Origin of the sequence: Klebsiella sp. CN_Kp088, from assembly GCF_040064335.1 — a bacterium.
GTDB lineage: Bacteria > Pseudomonadota > Gammaproteobacteria > Enterobacterales > Enterobacteriaceae > Klebsiella > Klebsiella aerogenes.
In genome coordinates, this window is record NZ_JBEAIQ010000027.1 from 56,570 (window position 1) to 81,911 (window position 25,342).

A 25,342-nucleotide genomic window follows, 5' to 3' on the forward strand; every position below is an offset into this window, starting at 1 on the left:
GCGGTAATGATTTACGCTTTTATTAAAAAGGGAAGCTTTCAGGATTCCGTAAGCCTGATGATTATTTCCCGCAAATTAAGTGAACGCCCGGAAGTGGATCAGGTTTCGGTCATGATGGGCACCCCGGCGAATAAATCAATGCTGGAGTCGACCGGATTCTGGCACCCGGATTTCGCCGAGGCGACGCCCAACGATATTTGTGTCGCAGTCCGCACGCAGGAAGCGCAGCCGGAAATTCTCGATTTAATCCGTGAACAATTAGAGAAAGAGCTGAGCGCTATCGCTAATGCATCGGGCAGTTCAACGCAGCTGGTCAAGGCGCGGCGCTGGGAGAGCGCCTGCCAGAAATTACCGGACGCGAATCTGTTGCTGGTTTCGGTGGCAGGCGAGTACGCCGCCGGGGTGGCGAAAGAGGGATTGTTAGCCAATAAGAGTGTGATGCTGTTTTCCGATAACGTCCCGCTGGAGCAAGAAGTTGAACTGAAAACGCTGGCTCGCGAGAAGGGGCTCATTGTAATGGGTCCGGACTGCGGGACGGCGATGATCGCTGGTAGCCCACTGGCTTTCGCTAACGTTTTGCCGCAGGGCGGAATTGGCGTCATCGGCGCATCGGGGACCGGCATCCAGGAAATCACCTCGCAGGTGGCGCTGCATCAACAGGGAATTAGCCACGCCATCGGCCTTGGCGGGCGTGATCTCAGCGCCGAAGTCGGCGGTATCAGCGCCCTGACCGCGCTGGAGATGCTGGCGGCCGATAGCGCGACGCAGGTTATCGCTTTTGTCTCCAAACCGCCTTCGCCACAGGTGCGTGCCCGCATCATTGCCGCCATGCAAAAACAGAATAAACCGGTGGTGGCGCTGTTCCTCGGCAGCCGTGCCGAGCAGCGCCGCGAGGGCAACGTCTGGCTGGCGAACTCGCTGGCGGACGCCGCGCAACTGGCGGTACTGCTGATGCGGGTCGCGCAACAGCGGCAGAGCCAGCCGCAGGTTGCAGGCAAGGGGATTTATGGCCTGTACGCTGGCGGTACCCTTGCCGCCGAGGCCGCGATGCTGCTTTCCGCCCATCTGGGAGTGCCGGTCAGCGACAGCCACGCCGACGGTGTGATGCTGGAAGCCGGCGGGCATCGCATTGTTGACCTTGGCGACGATAGCTACACCCTCGGCAGACCGCACCCGATGATCGACCCCACCACCCGCAGCATTGAAATTGAGAAGCTGGCGGCGATGCCGGAAGTTGGCGTGCTGTTGCTGGATGTGGTGCTGGGCTATGGCGCCTGCGCCGATCCGGCCGGGGCGGTGGTTGAGGCCATCGAGCAGGTTCGCCGTAAACGTGTCGCGCCGTTGGTGGTTATCGCCACCATGACCGGTACCGATGCCGACCCGCAGGGCCGTAGCGAGCAGATAGCCATCCTGCGCGATGCCGGGGTTGCGGTGGTCGAAACCCTCGAAGAGGCGACGCTACTGGCGGTTAGCCTGACGCAGCATCAGCCGCAGAGCGAATCGACAGCGCATAACCCGCTGCTCGACGGCGTGCAGGTCATTAATGCCGGGTTGCGCAGCTTCGCGCTGGATCTACAAAGCAGCGGTACGCCAGTGGTGCATTATCAGTGGGCGCCCGTTGCCGGCGGTAACGCTCGTCTTGCCAGTTTACTCAAGCAGTTACATTAAGTTCAGAGGTATGGATATGTACTCATCAATTGCACAGGCTAACGAAGCCATTATCGAACGAATTAAAGCCGCGCGCCCGCATTGGGTTGCCGTCCGCCCTGCGAAAGAGGCGGTGGCTGAATTATCTTCTGGACGTAAATTACTGCACGCCGGGCCGCCAATCGCCTGGCAAGAGATGACCGGGCCGATGCGCGGAGCCTGTATCGGCGCTTCGTTGTTTGAAGGCTGGGCGACGAGCGAAGAAGAAGCCGTGCGGATGCTGGAGCAGGGAGAGGTGGAATTCATCCCTTGTCACCACGTGGGCGCGGTGGGGCCGATGGGGGGGATTACCTCGGCGAACATGCCGGTGCTGGTGGTGCGCGATATGGTTCATGGCAACCAATCCTGCTGCAACCTGAACGAAGGGATCGGTAAAGTGATGCGCTTCGGCGCCTACGGCGAGGATGTGCAAACGCGTCTGCGCTGGATGCGCGACACGCTCGCGCCGGTGCTGCAGGAGGCGCTGTCGCGGATGGAAAACGGCGTTGACCTGACGGCGATGATGGCGCAGGCGATTACCATGGGCGATGAGTTCCACCAGCGTAATATCGCCGCCTCGTCGCTGCTGCTGCGCACGCTATCGCCGGTCATTGCCGGTCTGGATCGACCGAATGCGGAAATTGTCGCCGTGCTGCAGTTCCTCAGCGTCACCGATCAGTTCTTCCTCAACCTGGCGATGGCTTACAGCAAAGCGGTGATGGATGCGGCGGCGGAAATTAAAGCCGGCTCGGTGGTGACCGCCATGACCCGCAATGGCCGCGAGTTCGGCATTCGTGTTAGCGGTACCGGCGATCGCTGGTTTACCGCACCGGTGAATACGCCGCAGGGGCTGTTCTTCACCGGATACAGCCAGGCGGATGCTAACCCTGACATCGGCGATAGCGCGATTACCGAAACGCTGGGGATCGGCGGCGCGGCGATGATCGCCGCACCGGGCGTGACGCGGTTTGTCGGCGCTGGTGGAATGGGCGCGGCGCTGGAAACATCGGAAGAGATGTCTGAAATCTATCTCGCCAACAACCCGCTGTTCCAGATCCCATCATGGGATTTCAAAGGCGCCTGCCTGGGGCTGGATGTTCGTCGGGTCGTGGAAACCGGCATCACGCCGTTTATCAATACCGGTATTGCCCACCGCGAAGCAGGGATAGGCCAGGTGGGAGCGGGAACCGTTCGCGCACCGCTGCTGTGCTTTGAGAAAGCGCTGGAAGCGTTAGCGGAACTGCACCACATTACTGCCTGACTCGAGAGAGGGGCGGCGCTGCCGCCCCGGAGAGACGCCGATGAAAACCCTCAATGCGCTGGCCTGTAACGGCCTTGAACAGTTAGCCGATGGCGTGTGGCAGCGTCATAGCCGGTTTTCACAGGCGGTTAATTTCGTCCACGCCGATGGGGCTTTGCTGACGCTGTTTCGCTACGGCAAAGGTATGGGTCCGACGGGTATTCTGCTTAGCAGCACCCAGTTTGCGCAGTTGGCTAATCTTCCGCGGCTGGTAAAGCAAGGGCGCTTGTTATGGGGGGCGGGAGTCGCCATCCGTCCGCGTCGGACGCTCAAACTTCGCTTTCCCGTCGGCCACTCGTTTCCTCTCGATCTTTCGTCTTATTCATGTCAGAGCGGACTTCGCGTTGCGCTCAATCAACCGTTAGCGGATATGCCGCTTTATTCATCTATTATGGGCGAGCTTGAGCGCTGGCGGCACGGCGATCTCCCGGACTGGGGATGGCTGATTGGCAACGGGCCGGGATTAACCCCCAGCGGCGATGATATGCTCGCCGGGATGTTGGCGATGCTGTACGGCGCCGGTTTTTCTGACCGCCTGCACGCGTTTATCCCCCCGGCGGATCAACTTACCTCGCTGACAACTTCGGTAAGCTGTAGCTATCTGAATAGCGCCAGGCGCGGCGAGTTTTCGCTGCCGGTGGTTAAGGTAATGCGCGGGCTGCGGTCGACAGGCGATCCCAGGCGGGCAATTCAGCGTTTGCTGGCGGTAGGTCATACTTCTGGGGCTGATACGCTGCTGGGGATGGCATTCGCGCAGCACTGGTTACAGAGAGTGGATTCAAGGAGAACGCATGCTCGATCAGGAAACCATCCGCACGTTTATACAGGTCGCCGAGACCGGGAGTTTCTCCCGCGCGGCCAGTCTGCTGCACAAAACGCCGGCGGCGATTAGTTATCGTATCAAAACGCTGGAAGAGCAGGTGGCAACGCAGCTCTTCTTACGCACGACCCGATCGGTAAGCCTGACGCTGGCCGGGCAACATCTGCTTGAGCACTGTCGGCAGTGGCTGAACTGGCTCGACGTGATGCCCGATGAACTCCAGCAGATTAATGCCGGCGTCGAAAGACAGGTTAATATCGTTATCAATAATCTTCTGTATCAGCCGCAGAGCGCCGCGGATCTTCTGACCTGGCTACATCAGCAGTTTCCCTTTACCCGCTTTCAGCTTTCCCGCCAGGTCTATATGGGGGTCTGGGACTCTTTGCTATACGACGATTTCCAGCTGGCGATTGGCGTCACCGGCTCGGAATCCCTGTCCAACAATATCTCTTTATTGCCGCTCGGCGATATTCGCTGGCAGTTTGTGGTGGCGCAGAATCATCCCCTTGCCACTCATCCCGCGGCGGTGCTCTCCGACGATACGCTACGCCGCTATCCGGCAATTAATATTGAAGATACATCGCGGACTCTGACGCGTCGTGTCGCCTGGCTGCTCAATGGGCAAAAAGAGATCAAGGTGCCGGATCTCAGCACCAAGCTGGCCTGCCATCTTAGCGGTCTGGGAGTCGGCTTTTTGCCGGAGCGGATGTGTCGCGCTTACCTGGAGTCCGGCGCGCTGGTGGCCCGTGCGGTCGCCAACCCCCGCCAGCCTTCGCCGCTCTCCGTTGCCTGGAAGAATGCCGGCAGCGGTAAAGTTGTCAGTGAAATCGCCAGGGCGTTCGAGCGCAAAGAGGCATTAGTCAGCGGTTTTTTGCGGATGGTGGATCGTCCTGCGCAAGCGTAATGCTGCGTTAGTTTCAACTGGATCAGATTGAGAAATGGCATCTTCGGTGGTTTTTGTTTACCTTTAAAAGGTCATTTTCGTGAGAATGATCTCATTTGCTTTTTTTTGATATGACCCAAGGATTACTAAATGGAAGATTTGAACGTTGTCGATAGCATCAACCATGCCGGGACCTGGCTGGCGCGCAACCAGGAGTTGCTGCTGAGCTATGCCGTCAACATCGTTGCCGCTATCGTTATCCTGATCATCGGGATGATCGTGGCGCGCATCGTTTCTAACACCGTCAACCGCCTGATGCTGGCGCGTAAGATCGACGCGACTGTCGCCGATTTTCTCTCCGCGCTGGTGCGCTATGCGATTATCGCCTTTACGCTGATTGCCGCCCTGGGCCGCGTTGGCGTACAGACCGCCTCAGTGATCGCCGTGCTGGGCGCCGCCGGTTTGGCCGTGGGTCTGGCGCTGCAGGGGTCGTTGTCGAACCTTGCCGCAGGCGTGCTGCTGGTGATGTTCCGTCCGTTCCGCGCCGGTGAATATGTCGATCTCGGCGGCATCGCGGGCACCGTGCAGAACGTGCAGATTTTCTCCACTACCCTGCGTACTGTTGATGGCAAAATCGTGGTGGTGCCGAATGGCAAAATCATCGCTGGCAATATCATTAACTTCTCCCGTGAGCCGGCGCGCCGTAATGAGTTTATTATCGGCGTCTCCTACGATGCCGATATCGATAAGGTGAAACAACTGCTGACCGCGATTATCGAATCCGACGACCGCATTCTGCGCGATCGCGAAATGACCGTTCGCCTTAACGAACTGGGCGCCTCTTCGGTGAACTTCGTGGTTCGCGTATGGAGCAAAAGCAGCGACCTGCAAAACGTCTACTGGGACGTGCTGGAGCGCATTAAGCGTGATTTCGACGCCAACGGCATCAGCTTCCCGTATCCGCAGATGGATGTACATATGGTGAATCAGCAGGAAAAAGCGCAGTAATTTTTTCCAGCAATGGTGCAAGACCGGCACTGCCGGTCTTTTTTTGTCTTTGTATATTAGCTTCACTTATTAATGATTAAAATTATCAATTTCCGCTAATGTTGACGGCGCGCTATATTCTCCGGCATTAACGATGAAACCGGAAAATTAAACGATGCTATCTTATTACTTTCAAGGGCTTGCGCTGGGTGCGGCGATGATCCTGCCGCTCGGGCCGCAAAACGCTTTCGTGATGAATCAGGGGATCCGCCGTCAGTATCATTTAATGATTGCGCTGTTGTGCGCGCTTAGCGATCTGGCGTTGATCTGCGCCGGAATTTTCGGCGGTAGCGCGCTACTGATGCAGTCGCCGTGGCTGCTGGCGCTGGTCACCTGGGGCGGCGTCGCCTTCTTGTTATGGTATGGCTTCGGCGCCTTGAAAACGGCGATGAGCAATAATCTCGAGCTGGCCAGCGCCGAGGTGATGAAGCAGGGACGTTGGAAAATCATCGTCACCATGCTGGCGGTGACCTGGCTTAACCCTCATGTGTATCTCGATACTTTCGTGGTGCTGGGCAGTCTTGGCGGCCAGCTGGCGGTCGAGCCCAAACGCTGGTTCGCGCTGGGGACGATTAGCGCGTCATTCTTATGGTTCTTCGGCCTGGCGCTGTTGGCCGCGTGGCTGGCGCCGCGTTTACGTACCGCGCGGGCGCAGCGAATCATCAACGTGCTTGTCGGGCTGGTGATGTGGTTTATCGCCCTGCAGTTGGCAAAAGATGGCTTACAACATATACAGATGCTCATCAACCAGGCTTAGTCCGATGGACTTTCCGCGCGTAAGCGCTAAGCTAGCTGGCATGCGTCCTTAAAATGGGCGACCTAAGCAAGATGGAGAAACGACAGTGAAGTTAAAAGTCTTAGCCCTGGCGGCAGCACTCGGATTCAGCACTATGGCGGCGCAGGCAAGTGAATTGCCGGATGGCCCGCACATTGTGACTTCAGGCACAGCAAGCGTTGCAGCGGTTCCGGATATCGCCACTCTGGCGATTGAAGTTAACGTCGCGGCAAAAGATGCGGCATCGGCAAAAAAACAGGCTGACGATCGCGTTGCGCAATATCTCTCTTTCCTCGAAAAGAGCGGCATTGCCAAAAAGGATATCAGCTCGGCGAACCTGCGTACCCAACCTGATTACGACTATCAGAACGGCAAAAGCATCCTCAAGGGCTATCGCGCGGTGCGTACCGTTGAAGTTACCCTGCGTCAGCTCGATAAGCTGAATGGCCTGCTGGACGGCGCGCTGAAAGCGGGGCTGAACGAAATTCGTTCCGTATCGCTGGGCGTTGCGCAACCTGACGCCTATAAAGATAAAGCGCGTAAAGCGGCTATCGATGATGCGGTACATCAGGCGCAGGAACTGGCTGCTGGCTTCCACAGCAAGCTGGGTCCGGTCTATAGCGTGCGTTACCATGTTTCCAACTATCAGCCGAGCCCGATGGTTCGCATGATGAAGGCAGCTGACGCCGCGCCGGTCTCCGCGCAGGAAACCTACGAGCAGGCGACCATCCAGTTTGATGATCAGGTTGACGTGGTCTTTGAACTGCAGCCAGCACAGGCCGCCGCGCCTGCCGCGCCGGTGAAACCAGCGGAAGCGCCGAAACCGGCTCAGTAAGCCGCAGCGACAAAAAAGCCACTTCAGTGAAGTGGCTTTTTTTATGCCCGCCGTTTAATCCTGGCGCAACACCTTGTGGCCGTAATCAATAAGCGCATCGGTCACCCGGCGCATCATGCGGCTTTCCGGCGCAAAACGGTGCCAGTAAAGCATCCGGCGTTGGAACAGCCCCGGCGTCAGGTCGATAAGCTCGCCGCTCTTCAGCTCTTTCTCGATCTGCAGATGCGGGATCATACAGCAGGTGGTGCCCTGGCGCGCCAGCTGCACGAAGGCCTCCGACGAGTTGACGATATGGCAAGGCACGCTGCCCGGCGGCAGGTCGAAGTTTTGCTGCAGGAACGCCTGATGCATATCGTCGAGATGATCGAAGGCGACCACCGGCGCTTTCAGCAGCGCAGAACGCGTTACCCCGTTAGGGAAATAGCGTTGCGCAAATTCCTTCGAGGCGACGAACAGGTAATCGAGCGCGCCGAGTTGATCGACCAGGCAGCTTGGCAGCGCCTGCGGCTGAATACTCACCGCGCCGACTACTTCCCCACGGCGCAAGCGCTCCTGGGTGCGGGTTTCATCTTCAACCTGCAGATTGAGGCGAATAGGGGAGTCGGATAGCACGTTGGCCAGCGCCGGCAGCAGCCAGGTCGCCAGACTGTCGGCGTTGACCGCCAACGACAGCAGCAGCGGCGTGGAGCCGGTCTGCTCATCGCCCAGCCACTCTTCTTCCAGCAGCTCAACCTGGCGCAGCAGAGCCAACAGTTTTTGCCCCTGCTCGGTCGGGCGCGGCGGTACGGTACGCACCAGCAGCGGTTGGCCAAACATGTTTTCCAGCTGTTTGATACGCTGTGAGACGGCGGACTGTGTAATGCATAGCTTCTGCGCGGCGCGCTCAAACCCACGTTCCCTAATCACCGCATCCAGCGCTTGTAATGTTCTGTAGTCCGGTCGTTTCATTATTCTGGCGTACCCCCATAACTTTTCGTTAACCCGCACTATGACATAAATTTGTTTTTGATAAAGACGAAAATGGTCTGCTCAGATGTGTGATCGCCATCGCAGGGACATTTCATCCGTCGATGTTCTATAATGCGCGGTAAGTATTCACATCTCGGACGATAATCATGACGCAGGATGAACTGAAAAAAGCAGTTGGCTGGGCAGCGCTGCAATATGTACAACCGGGCACCATTGTGGGTGTCGGCACCGGCTCCACGGCGGCGCATTTTATTGATGCGCTGGGAACCATGAAAGGGCAGATCGAAGGCGCGGTCTCCAGCTCCGACGCCTCCACCGAGAAGCTGAAAAGCCTCGGTATCCCGGTATTCGACCTTAACTCCGTTGACCGCCTGGGCATCTACGTTGACGGCGCGGATGAAATTAACGGCCACATGCAGATGATCAAAGGCGGCGGAGCGGCGCTGACCCGCGAAAAGATCATCGCCTCGGTTGCCGATAAGTTTATCTGCATCGCCGACGCCTCTAAGCAGGTTGATATCCTCGGCAACTTCCCGCTGCCGGTGGAAGTGATCCCGATGGCGCGCAGCGCCGTCGCGCGTCAGCTGGTGAAGCTGGGCGGCCGCCCGGAATATCGTCAGGGCGTGGTGACGGATAACGGCAACGTGATCCTCGATGTACACGGCCTGGAAATTCTTGATGCTATCGCGCTGGAAAACGCCATTAACGGTATTCCGGGCGTGGTGACCGTCGGGTTGTTCGCCAACCGCGGCGCCGACGTGGCGCTGATCGGTACCGCCGACGGCGTGAAAACCATCGTCAACAAATAAGACGATCGGGGGGAAGTTTCGCGCTTCCCCCTAAATTTTTTTCTATGGCCTTAATTTGGTGACTTGTGTCACATTTACGTAACCTTTCTGAGTAACAATCTGCCATCTATTCTCTTTCTGGTGTTTTGTCCTGTCTTTTGCTTCAACGTGATATTTCTTCAGGTCGGCGAGGCAAACGTTCATATTGCCGCGATAGTTTTTTTTGATATGTTGCTGGAAGAGTTTTTGTTCAGCACGACATCAGTACCAATAAAAACAGGACGGGGAAATGGCTAAGGTATCACTGGAAAAAGACAAGATTAAATTTCTGCTCGTTGAAGGCGTGCATCAGAAAGCAATCGATAACCTTCGTGCGGCAGGTTACACCAACATCGAATTTCACAAAGGCGCGCTGGATACTGAAGAGCTGAAAGCGTCGATCCGTGATGCCCATTTTATCGGCCTGCGTTCCCGTACTCATCTGACTGAAGAGATCTTCGCCGCGGCGGAAAAACTGGTGGCGGTGGGCTGCTTCTGTATCGGCACCAATCAGGTCGATCTGGATGCGGCGGCAAAGCGCGGTATCCCGGTATTTAACGCCCCGTTCTCGAACACCCGTTCGGTGGCTGAGCTGGTCATCGGCGAGCTGCTGCTGATGCTGCGCGGCGTGCCGGAAGCTAACGCCAAGGCGCATCGCGGCGTGTGGAATAAGCAGGCGGTAGGCAGCTTTGAAGCGCGCGGCAAAAAACTGGGGATTATCGGTTACGGCCATATCGGCACCCAGCTCGGCATTCTGGCGGAATCACTGGGGATGCACGTCTATTTTTATGATATCGAAAACAAACTGCCGCTGGGCAACGCCACGCAGGTTCAGCATCTCTCCGACCTGCTGAACATGAGCGATGTCGTTAGCCTGCACGTGCCGGAAAACGCCTCCACCAAAAACATGATGGGGCCGGAAGAGCTGGCGCTGATGAAACCGGGCGCGCTGCTGATCAACGCCTCTCGCGGCACGGTGGTCGATATCCCGGCGCTGTGCGATGCGCTGTCGCGTAAACACCTGGCCGGCGCGGCCATTGACGTCTTCCCGACGGAGCCGGCGACCAACAGCGATCCGTTTAACTCTCCGCTATGCGAATTCGATAACGTGATCCTGACGCCGCATATCGGCGGTTCAACTCAGGAAGCGCAAGAGAACATTGGTCTGGAAGTGGCTGGCAAGCTGGCGAAGTATTCCGATAACGGTTCTACGCTGTCGGCGGTGAACTTCCCGGAGGTTTCTCTGCCGCTGCACGGCGGTCGCCGTCTGCTGCATATTCATGAAAACCGCCCGGGCATCCTGACGGCGCTTAACCAGATTTTCGCCGCGCAGAACATCAACATCGCCGCCCAGTATCTGCAAACGACTCCGCAGATGGGCTATGTGGTAATTGATATCGAAGCCGATGGCGACGTCGCGCAGCAGGCGCTGCTGGCGATGAAAGCGATCCCGGGCACCATCCGCGCCCGTCTGCTGTACTAATTTGTTGTTGCCTCACGGGCAGGTCGCATACCTGCCCGTATTTTTTTAATGTCTTCCGGGCGCAATTCTCGAACCCGCATCACTTTCTACCAGCGCCAGGTTTTACCTGGCGTAATCACCGCCGGCAGCGGTATATCCCACTGTTCGCTCGGCAGCGTATCCACCTGCTGGCAGTCGTGGGCGTAGCCTACCGGCTGCAGGCGATACTGCCGCCAGTTCTGTAAAGTACGATCATAGAAACCGCCGCCCATCCCCAGGCGTTGACCGCTGGCATCGAAGGCGACCAGTGGGGTAATCAGCACATCGAGCTCGGCCAGCGGCAGGACGTCGCGCACGTCGAGCTTTGGTTCGTAAATCTTCAGGCGATTGAAAATCAGCTGGCTTTGCGGATGGTAATGCAAAAACAGCAGATTACCGGGGCTAAACGGATGCAGTACCGGCAGATAAACCCGCTTGCCCGCCCGCCACAATTGCTCGATCAGCGGTTGGGTGTCCAGCTCGCCGTCGAAGGAGAGGAACAGCGCCACGGTATGAGCGAGAACGACGGGCGGATACGCCATCATTCGTTCAGCGGCCTGCAGGGCGAAGCGCTGCTGCTGTTCGGCGCTAAGCGCGCGTCTACGCTCGCGGATCTGCTGGCGAATTTGCTGTCTGGAGAGCGGGATATCGGGCTGTATAGTCATGCTGGTCTCATTACGAGCAGGCGAAACGATACGGGAAAGTGTAATACAGGGCGGCACAGGCCGAAAACAACGTTGAGGGGATAATGCAAACTTAAGAAGGGAATCTCCGAGATGCCGCCGCAGGCTGTAACCCTTGAACCCTTGGTTCAAGGTGAATGCGTCGTCACAGTTTTAAGGCTTCTCGGGCGAACCGAGCATGCTCACCAACCGTGGAGCGCCACATTCTTGTGGTATGAAATATCGGCTCAGGGGACTGGCCCGCTTGCAAACATCTCAGAGAAATTTTGTTCTTGCGATTACTCTAACACAGTTAACGACAAAGTGTTATTCAAACTTCGACCCCGGTCTTTCGCTTATGCGACCTTGCTCAAGCAATGCCTGTTCGATGGTCTGCTGAAGCATGCGAATGCGCTGTTCCATACTGGAGGCGTAGTCGCGGGTCTTCGCTTTTTCCTGAGTCAACTCATAGCTGATGTTCAACGCGGCGATGAAGACCAGCTGCTCAGTATTTGTGACTCTAGTGCGTTCTTTTAAATCTTGCAACCGCTGATTAAGGTCTTCAGCTGCCTGATTCAGGGCATCCCTTTGTTCAGGCGGGCAATTCACTCGCAGTGAACGGCCAAAAATTTGGAGATCTACGGGTTGTGCAGACATGCCACCTTCCTGCTGATTGACTGCGCTGCCTTCACGTCCGAGCCCGGCTCTGCGAAGGGGCGACACTATAGCTACCCTGGTGCGGGGATACAAGCCCTTTTCTGGTTCACCAGGGTCCAAAGTGGTAGCATATCATGAATATTTCTCCCAACGATGACGAATGCGCATGTCTATACAGAACGAAATGCCTGGTTACAACGATGTAGACCAGTTACTGAACCAACAAGGGGTGGGATTAACCCCGGCCGAAATGCACGGTTTGATAAGCGGCATCCTTTGCGGCGGCAACACCGACAGCAGCTGGCAGCCGCTGGTGCATGACCTGACCAACGAAGGCCTTGCCTTTGGTCATGAACTGGCCCAGGCGCTGCGTAGCATGCATTCCGCCACCAGCGATTCGCTGGAAGATGATGGTTTCCTGTTCCAGCTGTATATGCCGGAAGGCGACAACGTCAGCGTTTTCGACCGCGCCGATGCGCTGGCGGGCTGGGTAAACCATTTCCTGCTCGGCCTTGGCGTGACCCAGCCGAAGCTGGATAAAGTGAAGGATGAGACCGGCGAAGCCATCGATGATCTGCGTAACATTGCGCAACTCGGCTACGACGAAGATGAAGACCAGGAAGAGCTGGAAATGTCTCTCGAAGAGATTATTGAGTACGTACGCGTCGCCGCGTTACTGTGCCACGATACCTTCGCGCGCCAGCAGCCAACCGCACCGGAAGTACGCAAGCCAACGTTACACTAAATAAAAACGACATTCAGGGGGCGTCATGACACAGCAGGAGTTTCTTTCTCGTCGCCAGGCATTATTGGCGCAGATGCAGCCGGGCAGCGCGGCGCTGATTTTTGCCGCGCCGGAAGCGGTACGCAGCGCAGATTCGGAATATCCCTACCGGCAGAACAGCGATTTTTGGTACTTCACCGGCTTCAACGAACCGGAAGCGCTGCTGGTGCTGATCAAAAGCGATGAAACGCACAATCATAGCGTGCTGTTTAACCGCGTTCGCGATCTGACGGCGGAAATCTGGTTTGGCCGCCGTCTGGGCCAGGATGCCGCGCCGGGTAAACTCGGCGTCGATCGCGCGCTGGCGTTTAGCGAAATCAACCAGCAGCTGTATCAACTGCTCAACGGCCTGGACGCTATCTATTTTGCCCAGGGCGAATATGCCTATGCCGATGAAATTGTGTTTAACGCCCTCGAAAAACTGCGTAAAGGTTCACGTCAAAACCTGCAGGCGCCGAACTCCGTCATCGACTGGCGGCCTGTGGTGCATGAAATGCGCCTGTTCAAATCCGCGGAAGAGCTGGAAGTGATGCGCCGCGCCGGTGAAATTTCCGCCCTTGCCCATACCCGGGCGATGGAAAAATGCCGCCCGGGCATGTTCGAATATCAGCTGGAAGGCGAAATTCTCCACGAATTCAACCGCCACGGCGCGCGTTTCCCGTCTTATAACACCATCGTTGGCGGCGGCGAAAACGCCTGCATCCTGCACTACACCGAAAACGAATCCGAACTGCGTGATGGCGATTTAGTGCTGATTGACGCCGGCTGTGAATACCGCGGCTATGCGGGCGATATCACCCGCACCTTCCCGGTTAACGGTAAATTCACTAAACCGCAGCGTGAAATCTACGACATCGTGCTGGAATCGCTGGAAACCGCGCTGGAGCTGTATCGTCCGGGTACCTCCATTTATGAGGTTAATCAGGAAGTGGTGCGCATTATGATTACCGGCCTGGTGCGGCTGGGGATCCTGAAAGGCGAGATTGACGAGCTTATCGCCAACAACGCCCACCGTCCTTACTTCATGCATGGCCTGAGCCACTGGTTGGGTCTGGATGTGCACGATGTCGGTAATTACGACACCGACCGTTCGCGCGTGCTGGAACCGGGAATGGTGTTGACCGTCGAGCCGGGGCTGTATATCGCCACCGACGCCGACGTACCGGCCCAATATCGCGGCATCGGCATTCGTATTGAAGATGACATCGTGATTACCGAAGATGGCAACGAAAATCTCACCGCCAGCGTGGTGAAGAAGGCGGATGAGATCGAGGCGCTGATGGCGGCGGCGCGCCAGTCATGAGCGTGCTGATTGTCGGCGGCGGGATGACCGGCGCGACGCTCGCGCTGGCCATCTCCCGTTTGACCGGCGGTGCGCTGCCGGTTCATCTGATTGAAGCGCAGGATCCGGCGTCGTCACGCCACCCAGGTTTTGACGATCGGGCGATCGCCCTGGCTGCGGGCACCTGCCAGCAGCTGGCGCGCATCGGTATCTGGCAGAACCTTGCTAAACGAGCGACGCCTATCCAGCGGGTACACGTCAGCGACCGCGGCCATGCCGGTTTTGTAAGCCTGGCGGCGGCCGATTACGGCCTGTCGGCGCTGGGGCAGGTGGTTGAACTCCACGATGTCGGCCAGCGGCTGTTTAGCCTGCTGCGCGAGGCGCCGGGCGTCACCCTGCACTGTCCGGCGAAAGTGGAAGCGGTCAACCGCAGCCAGGACAGCGTCAGCCTCACCCTCGATAGCGGCGAAACGATCAACGGTAAGCTGCTGGTGGCGGCAGATGGTTCGCGTTCGTCGCTGGGCGCGCGCTGCGGCATTAGCTGGCAGCAGCAGCCCTATGAGCAACTGGCGATTATCGCCAACGTTAGCACCGCGTTGCCGCACGAAGGCCGCGCCTTCGAGCGCTTTACCGAGCACGGTCCGCTGGCGATGCTGCCGATGTCGCAAGGGCGCTGTTCGCTGGTGTGGTGCCATCCGCAGTCGCGGCGCGACGAGGTGCTTAGCTGGTCTGACGAACGTTTTTGCCAACAATTACAGCAGGCGTTTGGCTGGCGGCTGGGGCGCATTACCCATGCCGGTAAGCGTAGTGTTTATCCGCTGGCGTTAACCACCGCCATCCGTTCGGTGTCGCACCGTCTGGCGCTGGTCGGCAACGCGGCGCAGACATTGCACCCGATCGCCGGGCAGGGCTTTAATCTCGGCCTGCGCGACGTGATGAGCCTGGCTGAACTGCTTGCCGACGCCCACGGGCTCGGCGAGGATGCGGGCAATTATTCTCTGCTATGCCGCTACCAGGCGCGGCGAGCGGATGATAAAGCCGCCACCATCGGCGTGACCGATGGGCTGGTGCATCTCTTTGCCAACCGTTGGGCGCCGCTGGTGGCGGGGCGCAACGTCGGTCTGATGGCGATGGAATTATTTACCCCGGCGCGCGATGCGCTGGCGCAGCGTACCCTCGGTTGGGTTCCCCGTTAAGGAGTAGAACGTGCAAAGTGTTGATGTTGCCATTGTTGGCGGCGGAATGGTGGGACTGGCGGTAGCCTGTGGTTTACAGGGCAGCGGCCTGCGCGTCGCGGTGCTGGAACAAGCGGCGCCGCAGCCTCTTGACGCCGATGCGCCGCCGGCGCTGCGCGTTTCGGCTATTAATGCCGCCAGCGAAAAGTTACTGGATAAGCTGGGCGTCTGGAGCGAAATCATCTCCCAGCGCGCCAGCTGCTATCACGGCATGGAAGTGTGGGACAAAGATAGCTTTGGCCGCATTAGCTTCGATGACCAGAGCATGGGCTTTAGCCATCTGGGCCATATTATTGAAAATGCCGTGGTGCATCACGCGCTGTGGCAGAAGGCGCAGCGCTGTGCTGACGTTACCCTGCTGGCGCCTGCGCAACTGCAGCAGGTAGCGTGGGGCGAAAACGAAGCTTTTCTGAGCCTGCAGGACGGTAGCATGCTGACCGCGCGGCTGGTGGTCGGCGCCGATGGCGCCAATTCGTGGCTGCGCAATAAAGCCGATATTCCGCTGACCTTCTGGGACTATCGCCATCATGCGCTGGTGGCGACGATACGAACCACCGAGCCGCATCAGGCCGTGGCGCGTCAGGCGTTCCACGGTGAAGGCATTCTGGCCTTCCTGCCGCTTAGCGATCCGCATCTGTGCTCGATCGTCTGGTCGCTGTCGCCGGAGGAGGCGCAGCGAATGCAGCAGGCCGATGCAGCCGCGTTTAACCAGGCGCTGAACATCGCTTTTGATAATCGCCTTGGCCTTTGCCAGCTTGAGAGCGATCGGCAGGTTTTCCCGCTGACCGGACGCTACGCGCGTCAGTTCGCCGCCCATCGTCTGGCGCTGGTTGGCGATGCCGCCCACACTATTCATCCGCTGGCCGGGCAGGGGGTGAACCTTGGCTTTATGGACGCCGCCGAGCTTATCGACGAGCTGAAGCGCCTGCACGCGCAGGGTAAAGATATCGGTCAGCATTTGTACCTGCGCCGCTATGAGCGCAGCCGCAAGCACAGCGCCGCGCTGATGCTGGCGGGTATGCAGGGGTTCCGCGAAATGTTTTCCGGCAGCCATCCGGCGAAGAAACTCCTCCGCGATATGGGGCTCAAACTGGCCGATTCGCTGCCTGGCGTAAAACCACAGTTGATTCGCCAGGCCATGGGCCTCAACGATCTCCCCGCCTGGTTACGTTAACCCCGTCACACTTCTTTTACCCGGCCTGCGTGCCGGGTTTTCTCTCTCATTTGAAATATTCTAATTTCACCTCTTTTTTCGCATTAGTTTTATTAATGCGCTCTTTTTTTTGTTAAAGAAATTAGGCCCATAAAATCGCATAAAACACCATTATCACCTGACTGGTTTGCTCATTATGTTAATTTTATGTGGCACAAATCGCTTTTTTCCAGTCAATAACTCTGTAGGCTTTTCTGCGCGCTTTGGTCATAAGCTAATGTGATGTCCTGATTTACCTTATGGTTTAGCACCGGGTTCGGTGGTAAGTTCAGGCAAAAGAGAACGTTTGCGTCGGTGTCCGTAAGCGGTGCCGTCGCCGGATTTCGTGGCGCAAAATCGCCGACAATATCGTGGCTGGTTCCGTTTTATTCGATGAGGAAAAGATGGCTCAACAGACTCCGTTGTATGAACAACACACGCTGTGCGGCGCTCGCATGGTGGATTTCCATGGCTGGATGATGCCGCTGCATTACGGGTCCCAGATTGATGAGCACCACGCGGTGCGCGGCGATGCAGGGATGTTCGATGTGTCGCATATGACCATCGTCGATTTCCACGGCAGCCGGATCAGAGAGTTCTTGCGCTATTTGCTGGCAAACGATGTGGCGAAGCTTACCACCCCAGGCAAAGCGCTCTACACCGGCATGCTAACCGCTTCCGCCGGCGTCATCGATGACCTGATTGTTTATTTCCTTTCTGAAGATTATTTCCGCCTCGTTGTTAACTCCGCCACTCGTGAAAAAGACCTCGCCTGGATTTCCGAACAAGCCGAACCTTACGGTCTTGAAATCACCGTTCGCGACGATCTGTCGCTGATCGCGGTGCAGGGTCCGCAGGCGAAAGCGAAGGCGGCGACGCTGTTCACCGACGCTCAGCGCCAGGCCGTGGAAGGCATGAAGCCGTTCTTCGGCGTACAGGCCGGCGACCTGTTTATCGCCACCACCGGTTATACCGGCGAAGCGGGTTATGAAATCGCTATGCCGAACGAGCAGGCGGCGGATTTCTGGCGCGGTCTGCTGGACGCCGGCGTTAAGCCTTGCGGCCTTGGCGCGCGCGACACCCTGCGCCTGGAAGCCGGGATGAATCTTTACGGCCAGGAGATGGACGAAGGCGTCTCGCCGCTGGCGGCGAACATGGGCTGGACTATCGCCTGGGAGCCCGCCGATCGTAACTTCATCGGCCGCGAAGCGCTGGAAATGCAGCGCGAAAAAGGCACCGAGCAGCTGGTTGGCCTGGTGATGACCGAGAAAGGCGTCCTGCGCGGCGGCCTGCCGGTACGTTTTACCGATAGCGACGGTAATCAAAAAGAAGGCATTATCACCAGCGGCACCTTCTCGCCGACGCTGGGCTACAGCATCGCGCTGGCTCGCGTACCGGCCGGGATTGGCGAAACCGCGGTGGTGCAAATTCGTAACCGTGAAATGCCGGTAAAAGTGACTAAACCTGGTTTTGTACGCAATGGCAAAGCCATTGTGTGATTTCCCTTTTTTGGAGATGAATTGATGAGCAACGTACCAGCAGAACTGAAATACAGCAAAGAACACGAGTGGCTGCGTAAAGAAGCGGACGGCACCTATACCGTCGGGATCACCGAGCACGCGCAGGAGTTGCTTGGCGACATGGTTTTCGTTGACCTGCCGGAAGTGGGCGCCACCGTTGAAGCGGGCGCCGATTGCGCCGTTGCCGAATCCGTGAAAGCGGCTTCCGATATCTACGCGCCGATTAGCGGTGAAATCGTTGCCGTCAACGAAGAGCTGAACGACTCTCCGGAACTGGTCAACAGCGACCCGTATGCCGACGGCTGGATCTTCAAAATTAAAGCCAGCGACGAAGCGCAGGTTGCCGCGCTGCTGGATGCCGCCGCGTATGAAGCTCTGTTAGAAGACGAATAAATGTGTGCCGGATGGCGCTGCGCTTATCCGGCCTACGAACTTTGTAGGCCCGGTAAGCGCTAGCGCCACCGGGCAATTCAGGTAAGTAGAGACAATCACGATTCACCGCACGTTTCAGGAACCATCGCTCATGACTCAGACTTTAAGTCAGCTTGAAAACCGCGACGCCTTTATTGAACGTCACATTGGCTCGGACGCTCAGCAGCAGCAAGAGATGCTGAAGACCGTCGGCGCGGATTCGCTTAACGCCCTGATCGGCCAGATTGTGCCGCAGGATATCCAGCTGGCGACCCCACCACAGGTGGGCGACGCGACTACCGAATTCGCCGCGCTGGCGGAGCTGAAGGCGATCGCCGGTCGCAACAAGCGCTTCAAGTCTTACATCGGCATGGGCTACACCGCCGTACAACTGCCGCCGGTCATTCAGCGCAACATGCTGGAAAACCCGGGCTGGTACACCGCCTACACCCCTTACCAACCGGAAGTATCCCAGGGCCGTCTGGAATCGCTGCTCAACTTCCAGCAGGTCACTCTGGATCTGACCGGGTTGGATATCGCTTCCGCTTCGCTGCTTGATGAAGCCACCGCCGCCGCCGAAGCGATGGCGATGGCCAAACGCGTGAGCAAACTGAAGAACGCCAACCGCTTCTTCGTTGCCGCCGACGTTCATCCACAAACCCTGGATGTGGTTCGCACCCGTGCGGAAACCTTTGGCTTCGACGTGATTGTCGATGACGCCGACAAAGTGCTCGATCACCAGGATGTTTTTGGCGTGCTGTTGCAGCAGGTTGGCACCACCGGTGAAATCCACGATTACAGTAAACTGATCGCCGAGCTGAAAGCGCGCAAAGTGATTGTCAGCGTCGCCGCCGACTTTATGGCGCTGGTGCTGCTGACGGCGCCGGGCAAGCAGGGCGCCGATATTGTCTTCGGCTCCGCTCAACGTTTCGGCGTGCCGATGGGCTATGGCGGCCCGCACGCGGCCTTCTTCGCCGCGAAAGATGAATTCAAACGCTCCATGCCGGGCCGTATTATCGGCGTATCGAAAGATGCGGCGGGTAATACCGCGCTGCGCATGGCGATGCAGACTCGCGAGCAGCATATCCGCCGCGAGAAAGCGAACTCCAACATTTGTACCTCGCAGGTTCTGCTGGCCAACATCGCCAGCCTGTACGCGGTTTTCCACGGCCCGGCGGGCCTGAAACGTATCGCTGGCCGCATTCATCGCCTGACCGACATTCTGGCCGACGGCCTGCAGAAGAAAGGGCTGAAGCTGCGCCATGCGCACTACTTTGACACCCTTTGCGTCGAAGTGGCGGATAAAGCCGCGGTGCTGGCGCGTGCCGAAGCGCTGCAGATTAATCTGCGTAGCGATATTCACGGCGCGGTTGGCATTACGCTCGATGAAGCGACCACCCGCGAAGATGTGCTGAACCTGTTCCGCGCCATCGTTGGCGACGATCACGGTCTGGATATCGATACCCTGGATAAAGACGTGGCGCTGGATAGCCGTTCGATCCCGGCGGCGATGCTGCGCGACGATGCGATCCTCACCCATCCGGTGTTTAACCGCTACCATAGCGAAACCGAGATGATGCGCTATATGCACGCGCTGGAGCGTAAAGATCTGGCGCTGAACCAGGCGATGATCCCGCTGGGCTCCTGCACCATGAAACTGAACGCCGCAGCGGAGATGATCCCGATCACCTGGCCGGAATTTGCCGAGCTGCACCCGTTCTGCCCGGTCGAGCAGGCGGAAGGTTATCATCAGATGATCGCCCAGCTTTCAGACTGGCTGGTGAAACTGACCGGCTATGACGCCGTCTGTATGCAGCCGAACTCCGGCGCGCAGGGCGAGTATGCTGGCCTGCTGGCGATTCGCCACTATCACGAGAGCCGCAACGAAGGCCATCGCGATATCTGCCTGATCCCAAGCTCCGCACACGGCACTAACCCGGCTTCCGCGCAGATGGCGGGTATGCAGGTAGTGGTCGTTGCCTGCGATAAAAACGGCAACATCGATCTTGCCGATCTGCGTGAAAAAGCAGAGCAGGCAGGGGCGAATCTCTCCTGCATCATGGTCACCTATCCGTCGACCCACGGCGTGTATGAAGAGACCATCCGTGAAGTGTGCGAGATAGTGCATCAATTCGGCGGCCAGGTTTACCTCGATGGCGCCAACATGAACGCCCAGGTCGGGATCACTTCTCCGGGCTTTATCGGCGCTGACGTTTCGCACCTCAACCTGCATAAAACCTTCTGCATTCCGCACGGCGGTGGCGGTCCGGGTATGGGCCCTATCGGCGTGAAAGCGCACCTGGCGCCGTTTGTACCGGGCCACAGCGTGGTACAAATTGAAGGCATGCTGACCCGCCAGGGCGCGGTTTCCGCCGCGCCGTTCGGCAGCGCTTCCATTCTGCCGATCAGCTGGATGTATATTCGCATGATGGGCGCGGAAGGCTTGAAGCAGGCGAGCCAGAACGCGATTCTCAACGCCAACTATATCGCTACCCGGCTGAAAGATGCTTACCCGGTGCTCTATACCGGCCGCGATGGTCGCGTGGCGCACGAATGTATTCTTGATATTCGTCCGCTGAAAGAAGAGACCGGCATTAGCGAGCTGGATATTGCTAAACGCCTGATCGACTTTGGTTTCCATGCGCCGACCATGTCCTTCCCGGTCGCCGGGACGCTGATGGTTGAGCCGACGGAATCGGAAAGCAAGGTAGAACTGGACCGCTTTATTGACGCCATGCTGGCGATCCGCGCGGAAATCGATCGCGTTAAAGCCGGTGAATGGCCGCTGGAAGATAACCCGCTGGTGAACGCGCCGCACACCCAGGGCGAGCTGGTGAGCGAGTGGAACCATCCGTACAGCCGCGAGCTGGCGGTATTCCCGGCTGGGTTGCACAACAAGTACTGGCCAACGGTGAAACGCCTGGATGACGTCTACGGCGACCGTAACCTGTTCTGCTCCTGCGTACCGATGAGCGAATACCAGTAAGTGGCTAATTAGCTAAACTTTTAAAGGCGCTGCGGCGCCTTTATTTTTTGGAGGGAAGGTATGGCGATAGCTCTGATTAGCGGCGCGAGCCGCGGCATAGGCCGGGCGACGGCGCTGCTGTTGGCGCAGGAAGGGTATACCGTCGCGGTCAATTACCATCACAACATTAAAGCCGCCACCGAAGTGGTCAATACCATAGTTGAATCTGGCGGCAAAGCCACGGCGCTGCGGGCGGATATCAGCGATGAAGCGCAGGTGATGGCGATGTTTGAGGCGATTGACCGTATGGGCGAACCGCTGACGGCGTTGGTCAACAACGCCGGGATCCTGTTTACCCAATGTACGGTGGAGAGCCTGAGCGCCGAGCGTATTAACCGCGTGCTGGCCACCAACGTCACCGGCTACTTCCTCTGTTGCCGTGAGGCGGTAAAGCGCATGTCGCATCGGCATGGCGGCAAGGGCGGGGCGATAGTTAACGTTTCGTCGGCGGCCTCGCGCCTTGGCGCGCCGGGAGAGTACGTTGACTATGCCGCGTCGAAAGGGGCGGTAGATACTCTGACCACCGGGCTGGCGCTGGAGGTGGCGGCGCAGGGGATTCGGGTAAACGGCGTGCGTCCGGGGCTGATTTATACCGAGATGCACGCCTCCGGCGGCGAACCGGGACGCGTGGACCGGGTAAAAAATTCGCTACCGATGCAGCGCGGCGGCCAGCCGGAAGAGGTCGCTCAGGCCATTGCCTGGCTGCTGAGCGACAAAGCGTCGTATGTGACGGGTAGCTTCCTCGAACTGGCGGGCGGTAAATAACCCGTAGATGTCTATTGCCCGGCGGTCTACCAGGAGGCCAGCCACAGCCGCAGGCGCATTCCCCAACTGCTGGTCCAGCCGGTGGTAACCGACTTCACCTCACCTTGAGAAATGACCACCAGCGTTGGCGTTACCTGGATATCCCACTGCCGCGCCAGCTGACCGCTTGGATCATTCACCGTTGGCAGCGCCATTTTCTTCCTGGTCAGCCACTTCTCCAGCGCGGCGTTATCGCCGGAACGCAGGGCTACCGTCAGCACATTGCCGCCGTCGGCGGCAAGCGATGCCACCGACGGCGTGGTATAGCGACAGACTCCGCACCAGGTCGCCCAGACGTACAGCAGCAGCGGCTTTTGCTGGCTCATGGCGTTCAGATCCAGCGTCCTGCCGTCGAGTGTCTGCAGCGATGTGGCGCTGAAGTTTTGCGGCAGCGCGGGCTGGCGAAAATAATCCACCGCCAGGCTCACCGCCGCGCCAATCAGCAGCCACACCGCCAGCTCGCGTAGCCAGCGCCTGAGTTTACTGGCCACGGGCTTTCGCCAGCTGCTCTTTCACCAGCCCCTCCAGGTCTTCAGCAGGGATCGCGCCGGCCACCATCTGATCGCCGATGATGGTCGCCGGGGTGCCCTGAATATTCAGCACCTGCGACAAAAACAGGTTCATTTTCAGCGAATCCATGGTCTTGTCATCGATATTCACGCTATCGGTGGCGGTTTTCTTCTGCGCGGCGGCGATGCTGGCGTCATCGTGATAGCCTTTTTTCGCCATCAGCCGCTGATGCAGCGCCCAGAACTTATCGGGCTGTTGACGCCAGGTGGAGAGCGCGGCTTTAGCGGCATTCACCGAACTCTGCCCTTTAAACGGCAGCAGCTTAACGATGAGCTGAATATCCGGATTATCGTGGACGATTTTTTCCAGCATCGGATCAAACTGTTTGCAGTAAGGACAGTTGTAATCGGTAAACGAGACGATTGTGAGTTTTGGCTCTTTCGCGCCGGTGCGCGGACTATTCGGATCGTTAAACAGCAGCTGGGCTAACTGGTCATTACCGTTCGATTGTGGTTCTTCCGCCGGGGCGGCGAAGCTGAAGGCCGATACGCACAGCAGTAATAAGGCGGTGATAGCTCTCATGTTATTTTCCTTTAGCGGCGGACAGGGTGGCGAGAAGTTGTTCGCGGTCTAACAGCGCAGGCAGAATTTGTCCCTGCGGCAATCCCGGTCCGTAAATCTGGTTAAACGGCACCGCGGCGCTGCCGCGTGCGGTTAAAAAATGACTAATGTCAGCGGAGGGGCGGCTCCAGTCGCCGCGTAAGGCGATCACATCTGGCGCTGATAGCGCCTGCTGGATGTCATCCCGCAGCAGCACGTTGTATTTATTGGCTTTACAGGTCACGCACCAGTCGGCGGTGACATCAATAAATACCCGTTTATGCTCCGCAAGGGCGTTAGCGATAGCCTGCTCGCTGAGCGGCTGCCAGTTAACCCGGTCTCGGCGCGGGCCCTGGCCGTCCTGTTGTGCGACAAAGGCGACGGCGCCCGCCACCACGATGGCCAGAGCGCCCGCGCGCAGCGCCGTACGCCAGCGGTAGCGCCAGGCGGTGGCCAGGAGCAGGACGATGGCCAGAATCACCAGCAGGGTAAGCACCGGCGTACGGCCGATGTGGATCGTCAGCAGGCTAACCAGCCATAGCGCTGAACCAAGCATCATTAGCCCCAACACCACGCGCAGATGATTCATCCAGAGGCCTGGACGTGGAAGTCGTTGCGCCAGACCCGGCCAGGCGACGATAAGCAGCCACGGCAGGCTCATGCCGATCCCCATGGCGAAGAAAATCCCCCACAGCAGCGGCAGCGGCGCTACCAGCGCCACCGAAACGGCGGTGCCGAGGAACGGCGCGGTACAGGGCGTCGCCAGCAGAGTGGCGAAGGCGCCCTGCCAGAAATGGCCCATTAAGCCGTTGCCGCCGCGGGTGGCGAGGAAGGTACTGGCGTTGGAGGAGAGACGGATTTCGAACAGCCCTAATAAACTGGCGCTGAACAGCACCATCACCAGCGCCATCGCGCCGATAAACCACGGGTTCTGGAACTGGATCCCCCAGCCGAGCGCCTGATTACCTAAACGTAGCGCGGTCATCATCAGCGCCAGCGCCAGGAAGGAGACGACGATTCCGCATACCGAGGCGAGGAACTGCCGCCGCACCGCGCCGCGTTCACGACGTTCGGTTTGCACCAATGAGCCGAGTTTCATCGCCAACACCGGCAGCACGCAAGGCATGACGTTGAGGATAAGCCCGCCGGCCAGCGCCATCAGCAGCACCCAGCCTAACGCCAGCCCCGGCGCGGCGCTGCCGGCGGCGATGGCGATATGGCTTTCCTGCGCCTGGCCGCTATCAGCCAGCACCAGCGACAGCGTTTTGCCGCTCAGATCCGGCGCCGCTTCGCCCCAGCTATCGGTGACCGGTACGGTGGCGGTCAATGTATCGCCGCGGCTGGTAAAGCTCGGCTTGCCGAAATCGACATCCTCCATGCTGTCGATAAACAGCGCTGGCTGCTGCCAGCCGGCATCGCGGCGGGCGGTTACCGTCAGCTTTCCGCTGACGTAGCTGGCGCTAAGCGCCGAGGTGAGACCGTCGCGCAGGGGCAGCGTGCCCATCGCGCGGGTGAAATCGTAATTAAAACGCTCTCCCGCCGGAGCCGTCATATCCAGCGAAAAGGGGTAGTCAGTGAGAATGCAGACATTGCTGCAGGTAGAGAGCGTCAGTACGCCGCTGAGCGTCGGCGGTATTTTGCCGCGCAGGGTCATCGGGAAGCTGACGTCGCCGTGATACCCCTGAGTGGAAATACCCGCGACGTCGAAGCGCTGCGGCGTCGGCCAGCGCCAGTTAACCTCCAGCGGCGTGTGCCAGGCGATAGCTGGCGCGATGCCGCCTTCGCCCGGCGAACGCCAGTAGGTTTTCCAGCCCTTTTCCAGCGCTACGTCTAAAAGCAGGCGGGTGTCGCCATTGCTTTCGCTTTGCGCCCGCAGGCGCACGCTGGCGTGTTGATTGTCGGCGGCGCGCAGCCAGCCGCTATCGGCGGCCTGGCTGACGGGCAGCCATAGCCAAAGCAGGCAGACCAGCAGTCGCCTGAATACCATAAACATAAATTTTCTCCGTAAGTAATAAAT

At 58.4% G+C, this 25,342-nt stretch carries 23 protein-coding genes and 1 other RNA gene; 17 read left to right on the plus strand and 7 right to left on the minus strand.

The features are described 5' to 3' along the window. Window positions 1-6: 6 nt before the first annotated feature. The 7 genes from ABLV08_RS17105 to ABLV08_RS17135 all read left to right on the plus strand — a co-directional run bounded on the left by ABLV08_RS17105 (window position 7) and on the right by ABLV08_RS17135 (window position 7,346). A complete protein-coding gene (locus ABLV08_RS17105) occupies window positions 7-1,668 on the plus strand; it encodes an acyl-CoA synthetase FdrA (protein WP_047055101.1) in 1,662 nt (553 codons plus the stop codon). 16 nt (window positions 1,669-1,684) lie between these two features. Further along, window positions 1,685-2,947 carry a DUF1116 domain-containing protein gene (locus ABLV08_RS17110; RefSeq protein WP_348856069.1) on the plus strand — a complete coding sequence of 421 codons (1,263 nt, stop codon included), beginning with the start codon at window positions 1,685-1,687 and terminating at the stop codon, window positions 2,945-2,947. Window positions 2,948-2,987: 40 nt separating this feature from the next. Then, window positions 2,988-3,878, plus strand: a complete 891-nt coding sequence (locus ABLV08_RS17115) for a DUF2877 domain-containing protein (protein ID WP_047055103.1) — start codon at window positions 2,988-2,990, stop codon at window positions 3,876-3,878. Then, window positions 3,778-4,710 carry an HTH-type transcriptional activator AllS gene (gene allS, locus ABLV08_RS17120; protein WP_348856070.1) on the plus strand — a complete coding sequence of 311 codons (933 nt, stop codon included), beginning with the start codon at window positions 3,778-3,780 and terminating at the stop codon, window positions 4,708-4,710. Before ABLV08_RS17115 ends, allS begins: the two co-directional genes overlap by 101 nt. A gap of 129 nt (window positions 4,711-4,839) precedes the next feature. Continuing rightward, window positions 4,840-5,697: a small-conductance mechanosensitive channel MscS gene (locus ABLV08_RS17125; protein WP_015369769.1), complete on the plus strand. Its 858-nt coding sequence runs from the start codon at window positions 4,840-4,842 to the stop codon at window positions 5,695-5,697. 154 nt (window positions 5,698-5,851) lie between these two features. Then, window positions 5,852-6,493 (plus strand): arginine exporter ArgO, encoded by a 642-nt coding sequence (argO, locus tag ABLV08_RS17130; RefSeq protein ID WP_015703435.1) that lies wholly within the window; start codon window positions 5,852-5,854, stop codon window positions 6,491-6,493. A gap of 85 nt (window positions 6,494-6,578) precedes the next feature. Then, window positions 6,579-7,346 carry an oxidative stress defense protein gene (locus ABLV08_RS17135; protein WP_045363611.1) on the plus strand — a complete coding sequence of 256 codons (768 nt, stop codon included), beginning with the start codon at window positions 6,579-6,581 and terminating at the stop codon, window positions 7,344-7,346. A 54-nt stretch (window positions 7,347-7,400) separates the two neighbouring features. Here ABLV08_RS17135 and argP read toward each other — a convergent pair whose 3' ends face one another. Further along, the gene (argP, locus tag ABLV08_RS17140; RefSeq protein ID WP_008806448.1) at window positions 7,401-8,294 is read right to left on the minus strand and encodes a DNA-binding transcriptional regulator ArgP; all 894 of its coding nucleotides are present in this window, start codon (window positions 8,292-8,294) and stop codon (window positions 7,401-7,403) included. A gap of 167 nt (window positions 8,295-8,461) precedes the next feature. Between argP and rpiA the strand changes: the two genes are divergently transcribed. Both rpiA and serA read left to right on the plus strand, forming a co-directional pair. Next, complete coding sequence (gene rpiA, locus ABLV08_RS17145) at window positions 8,462-9,124, plus strand: ribose-5-phosphate isomerase RpiA (RefSeq protein WP_015369772.1); 663 nt, start codon at window positions 8,462-8,464, stop codon at window positions 9,122-9,124. A gap of 268 nt (window positions 9,125-9,392) precedes the next feature. Beyond that, entirely contained in the window at window positions 9,393-10,625 is a 1,233-nt protein-coding gene (gene serA / locus ABLV08_RS17150; protein ID WP_015369774.1) for a phosphoglycerate dehydrogenase, read from the plus strand. Window positions 10,626-10,711: 86 nt separating this feature from the next. Here serA and ABLV08_RS17155 read toward each other — a convergent pair whose 3' ends face one another. The 3 genes from ABLV08_RS17155 to zapA form a co-directional block, all read right to left on the minus strand. Next, window positions 10,712-11,308, minus strand: a complete 597-nt coding sequence (locus ABLV08_RS17155) for a 5-formyltetrahydrofolate cyclo-ligase (protein WP_045414353.1) — start codon at window positions 11,306-11,308, stop codon at window positions 10,712-10,714. Window positions 11,309-11,407: 99 nt separating this feature from the next. After that, window positions 11,408-11,591, minus strand: a non-coding RNA gene (gene ssrS / locus ABLV08_RS17160) — 6S RNA. A gap of 41 nt (window positions 11,592-11,632) precedes the next feature. Further along, the gene (gene zapA / locus ABLV08_RS17165; RefSeq protein ID WP_004205298.1) at window positions 11,633-11,962 is read right to left on the minus strand and encodes a cell division protein ZapA; all 330 of its coding nucleotides are present in this window, start codon (window positions 11,960-11,962) and stop codon (window positions 11,633-11,635) included. A gap of 166 nt (window positions 11,963-12,128) precedes the next feature. Here zapA and ABLV08_RS17170 point away from each other — a divergent pair, with 166 nt between their 5' ends. The 8 genes from ABLV08_RS17170 (at window position 12,129) to ABLV08_RS17205 (ending at window position 22,176) form a co-directional block, all read left to right on the plus strand. Beyond that, on the plus strand, window positions 12,129-12,707 hold the full coding sequence (locus ABLV08_RS17170) for a YecA family protein (RefSeq protein WP_015703432.1): 579 nt from the start codon (window positions 12,129-12,131) through the stop codon (window positions 12,705-12,707). A 25-nt stretch (window positions 12,708-12,732) separates the two neighbouring features. Beyond that, entirely contained in the window at window positions 12,733-14,049 is a 1,317-nt protein-coding gene (gene pepP / locus ABLV08_RS17175) for a Xaa-Pro aminopeptidase (protein ID WP_020077969.1), read from the plus strand. Further along, window positions 14,046-15,224, plus strand: a complete 1,179-nt coding sequence (gene ubiH / locus ABLV08_RS17180) for a 2-octaprenyl-6-methoxyphenyl hydroxylase (RefSeq protein ID WP_348856071.1) — start codon at window positions 14,046-14,048, stop codon at window positions 15,222-15,224. The genes pepP and ubiH overlap by 4 nt, the downstream gene beginning before the upstream one ends. Before the next feature lie 10 nt (window positions 15,225-15,234). Continuing rightward, complete coding sequence (gene ubiI, locus ABLV08_RS17185) at window positions 15,235-16,437, plus strand: FAD-dependent 2-octaprenylphenol hydroxylase (RefSeq protein ID WP_171824719.1); 1,203 nt, start codon at window positions 15,235-15,237, stop codon at window positions 16,435-16,437. Window positions 16,438-16,859: 422 nt separating this feature from the next. Beyond that, on the plus strand, window positions 16,860-17,954 hold the full coding sequence (gcvT, locus tag ABLV08_RS17190) for a glycine cleavage system aminomethyltransferase GcvT (protein WP_020077972.1): 1,095 nt from the start codon (window positions 16,860-16,862) through the stop codon (window positions 17,952-17,954). A gap of 24 nt (window positions 17,955-17,978) precedes the next feature. Beyond that, window positions 17,979-18,368, plus strand: coding sequence for a glycine cleavage system protein GcvH (gene gcvH / locus ABLV08_RS17195; protein ID WP_015369780.1), 390 nt, complete (start codon window positions 17,979-17,981; stop codon window positions 18,366-18,368). Between the two features lie 130 nt (window positions 18,369-18,498). Beyond that, window positions 18,499-21,372, plus strand: coding sequence for an aminomethyl-transferring glycine dehydrogenase (gene gcvP, locus ABLV08_RS17200; RefSeq protein ID WP_015369781.1), 2,874 nt, complete (start codon window positions 18,499-18,501; stop codon window positions 21,370-21,372). Between the two features lie 60 nt (window positions 21,373-21,432). After that, complete coding sequence (locus tag ABLV08_RS17205; protein ID WP_020077975.1) at window positions 21,433-22,176, plus strand: SDR family oxidoreductase; 744 nt, start codon at window positions 21,433-21,435, stop codon at window positions 22,174-22,176. A 26-nt stretch (window positions 22,177-22,202) separates the two neighbouring features. Here the strand turns inward: ABLV08_RS17205 and ABLV08_RS17210 are convergent, their stop codons facing one another. From ABLV08_RS17210 to ABLV08_RS17220, 3 genes are read right to left on the minus strand one after another with little or no spacing between them, the layout of a single operon-like run. Next, the gene (locus ABLV08_RS17210; RefSeq protein WP_063410822.1) at window positions 22,203-22,706 is read right to left on the minus strand and encodes a protein disulfide oxidoreductase; all 504 of its coding nucleotides are present in this window, start codon (window positions 22,704-22,706) and stop codon (window positions 22,203-22,205) included. Continuing rightward, the gene (locus tag ABLV08_RS17215) at window positions 22,696-23,307 is read right to left on the minus strand and encodes a DsbA family protein (RefSeq protein ID WP_348856072.1); all 612 of its coding nucleotides are present in this window, start codon (window positions 23,305-23,307) and stop codon (window positions 22,696-22,698) included. Before ABLV08_RS17215 ends, ABLV08_RS17210 begins: the two co-directional genes overlap by 11 nt. Before the next feature lies 1 nt (window position 23,308). Further along, on the minus strand, window positions 23,309-25,318 hold the full coding sequence (locus ABLV08_RS17220; RefSeq protein ID WP_348856073.1) for a protein-disulfide reductase DsbD domain-containing protein: 2,010 nt from the start codon (window positions 25,316-25,318) through the stop codon (window positions 23,309-23,311). Between the last annotated feature and the right edge of the window lie 24 nt (window positions 25,319-25,342).

Excerpts from the sequence above, each read along its gene's own strand:
- ABLV08_RS17105 (WP_047055101.1), top strand. The coding sequence starts at position 7 with ATGATTTACGCTTTTATTAAAAAGGGAAGCTTTCAGGATTCCGTAAGC.
- ABLV08_RS17110 (WP_348856069.1), top strand. The coding sequence starts at position 1,685 with ATGTACTCATCAATTGCACAGGCTAACGAAGCCATTATCGAACGAATT.
- ABLV08_RS17115 (WP_047055103.1), top strand. The coding sequence starts at position 2,988 with ATGAAAACCCTCAATGCGCTGGCCTGTAACGGCCTTGAACAGTTAGCC.
- allS (WP_348856070.1), top strand. The coding sequence starts at position 3,778 with ATGCTCGATCAGGAAACCATCCGCACGTTTATACAGGTCGCCGAGACC.
- ABLV08_RS17125 (WP_015369769.1), top strand. The coding sequence starts at position 4,840 with ATGGAAGATTTGAACGTTGTCGATAGCATCAACCATGCCGGGACCTGG.
- argO (WP_015703435.1), top strand. The coding sequence starts at position 5,852 with ATGCTATCTTATTACTTTCAAGGGCTTGCGCTGGGTGCGGCGATGATC.
- argP (WP_008806448.1), bottom strand. The coding sequence starts at position 8,294 with ATGAAACGACCGGACTACAGAACATTACAAGCGCTGGATGCGGTGATT.
- rpiA (WP_015369772.1), top strand. The coding sequence starts at position 8,462 with ATGACGCAGGATGAACTGAAAAAAGCAGTTGGCTGGGCAGCGCTGCAA.
- serA (WP_015369774.1), top strand. The coding sequence starts at position 9,393 with ATGGCTAAGGTATCACTGGAAAAAGACAAGATTAAATTTCTGCTCGTT.
- ABLV08_RS17155 (WP_045414353.1), bottom strand. The coding sequence starts at position 11,308 with ATGACTATACAGCCCGATATCCCGCTCTCCAGACAGCAAATTCGCCAG.
- zapA (WP_004205298.1), bottom strand. The coding sequence starts at position 11,962 with ATGTCTGCACAACCCGTAGATCTCCAAATTTTTGGCCGTTCACTGCGA.
- ABLV08_RS17170 (WP_015703432.1), top strand. The coding sequence starts at position 12,129 with ATGTCTATACAGAACGAAATGCCTGGTTACAACGATGTAGACCAGTTA.
- pepP (WP_020077969.1), top strand. The coding sequence starts at position 12,733 with ATGACACAGCAGGAGTTTCTTTCTCGTCGCCAGGCATTATTGGCGCAG.
- ubiH (WP_348856071.1), top strand. The coding sequence starts at position 14,046 with ATGAGCGTGCTGATTGTCGGCGGCGGGATGACCGGCGCGACGCTCGCG.
- gcvT (WP_020077972.1), top strand. The coding sequence starts at position 16,860 with ATGGCTCAACAGACTCCGTTGTATGAACAACACACGCTGTGCGGCGCT.
- gcvH (WP_015369780.1), top strand. The coding sequence starts at position 17,979 with ATGAGCAACGTACCAGCAGAACTGAAATACAGCAAAGAACACGAGTGG.
- gcvP (WP_015369781.1), top strand. The coding sequence starts at position 18,499 with ATGACTCAGACTTTAAGTCAGCTTGAAAACCGCGACGCCTTTATTGAA.
- ABLV08_RS17205 (WP_020077975.1), top strand. The coding sequence starts at position 21,433 with ATGGCGATAGCTCTGATTAGCGGCGCGAGCCGCGGCATAGGCCGGGCG.
- ABLV08_RS17215 (WP_348856072.1), bottom strand. The coding sequence starts at position 23,307 with ATGAGAGCTATCACCGCCTTATTACTGCTGTGCGTATCGGCCTTCAGC.
- ABLV08_RS17220 (WP_348856073.1), bottom strand. The coding sequence starts at position 25,318 with ATGTTTATGGTATTCAGGCGACTGCTGGTCTGCCTGCTTTGGCTATGG.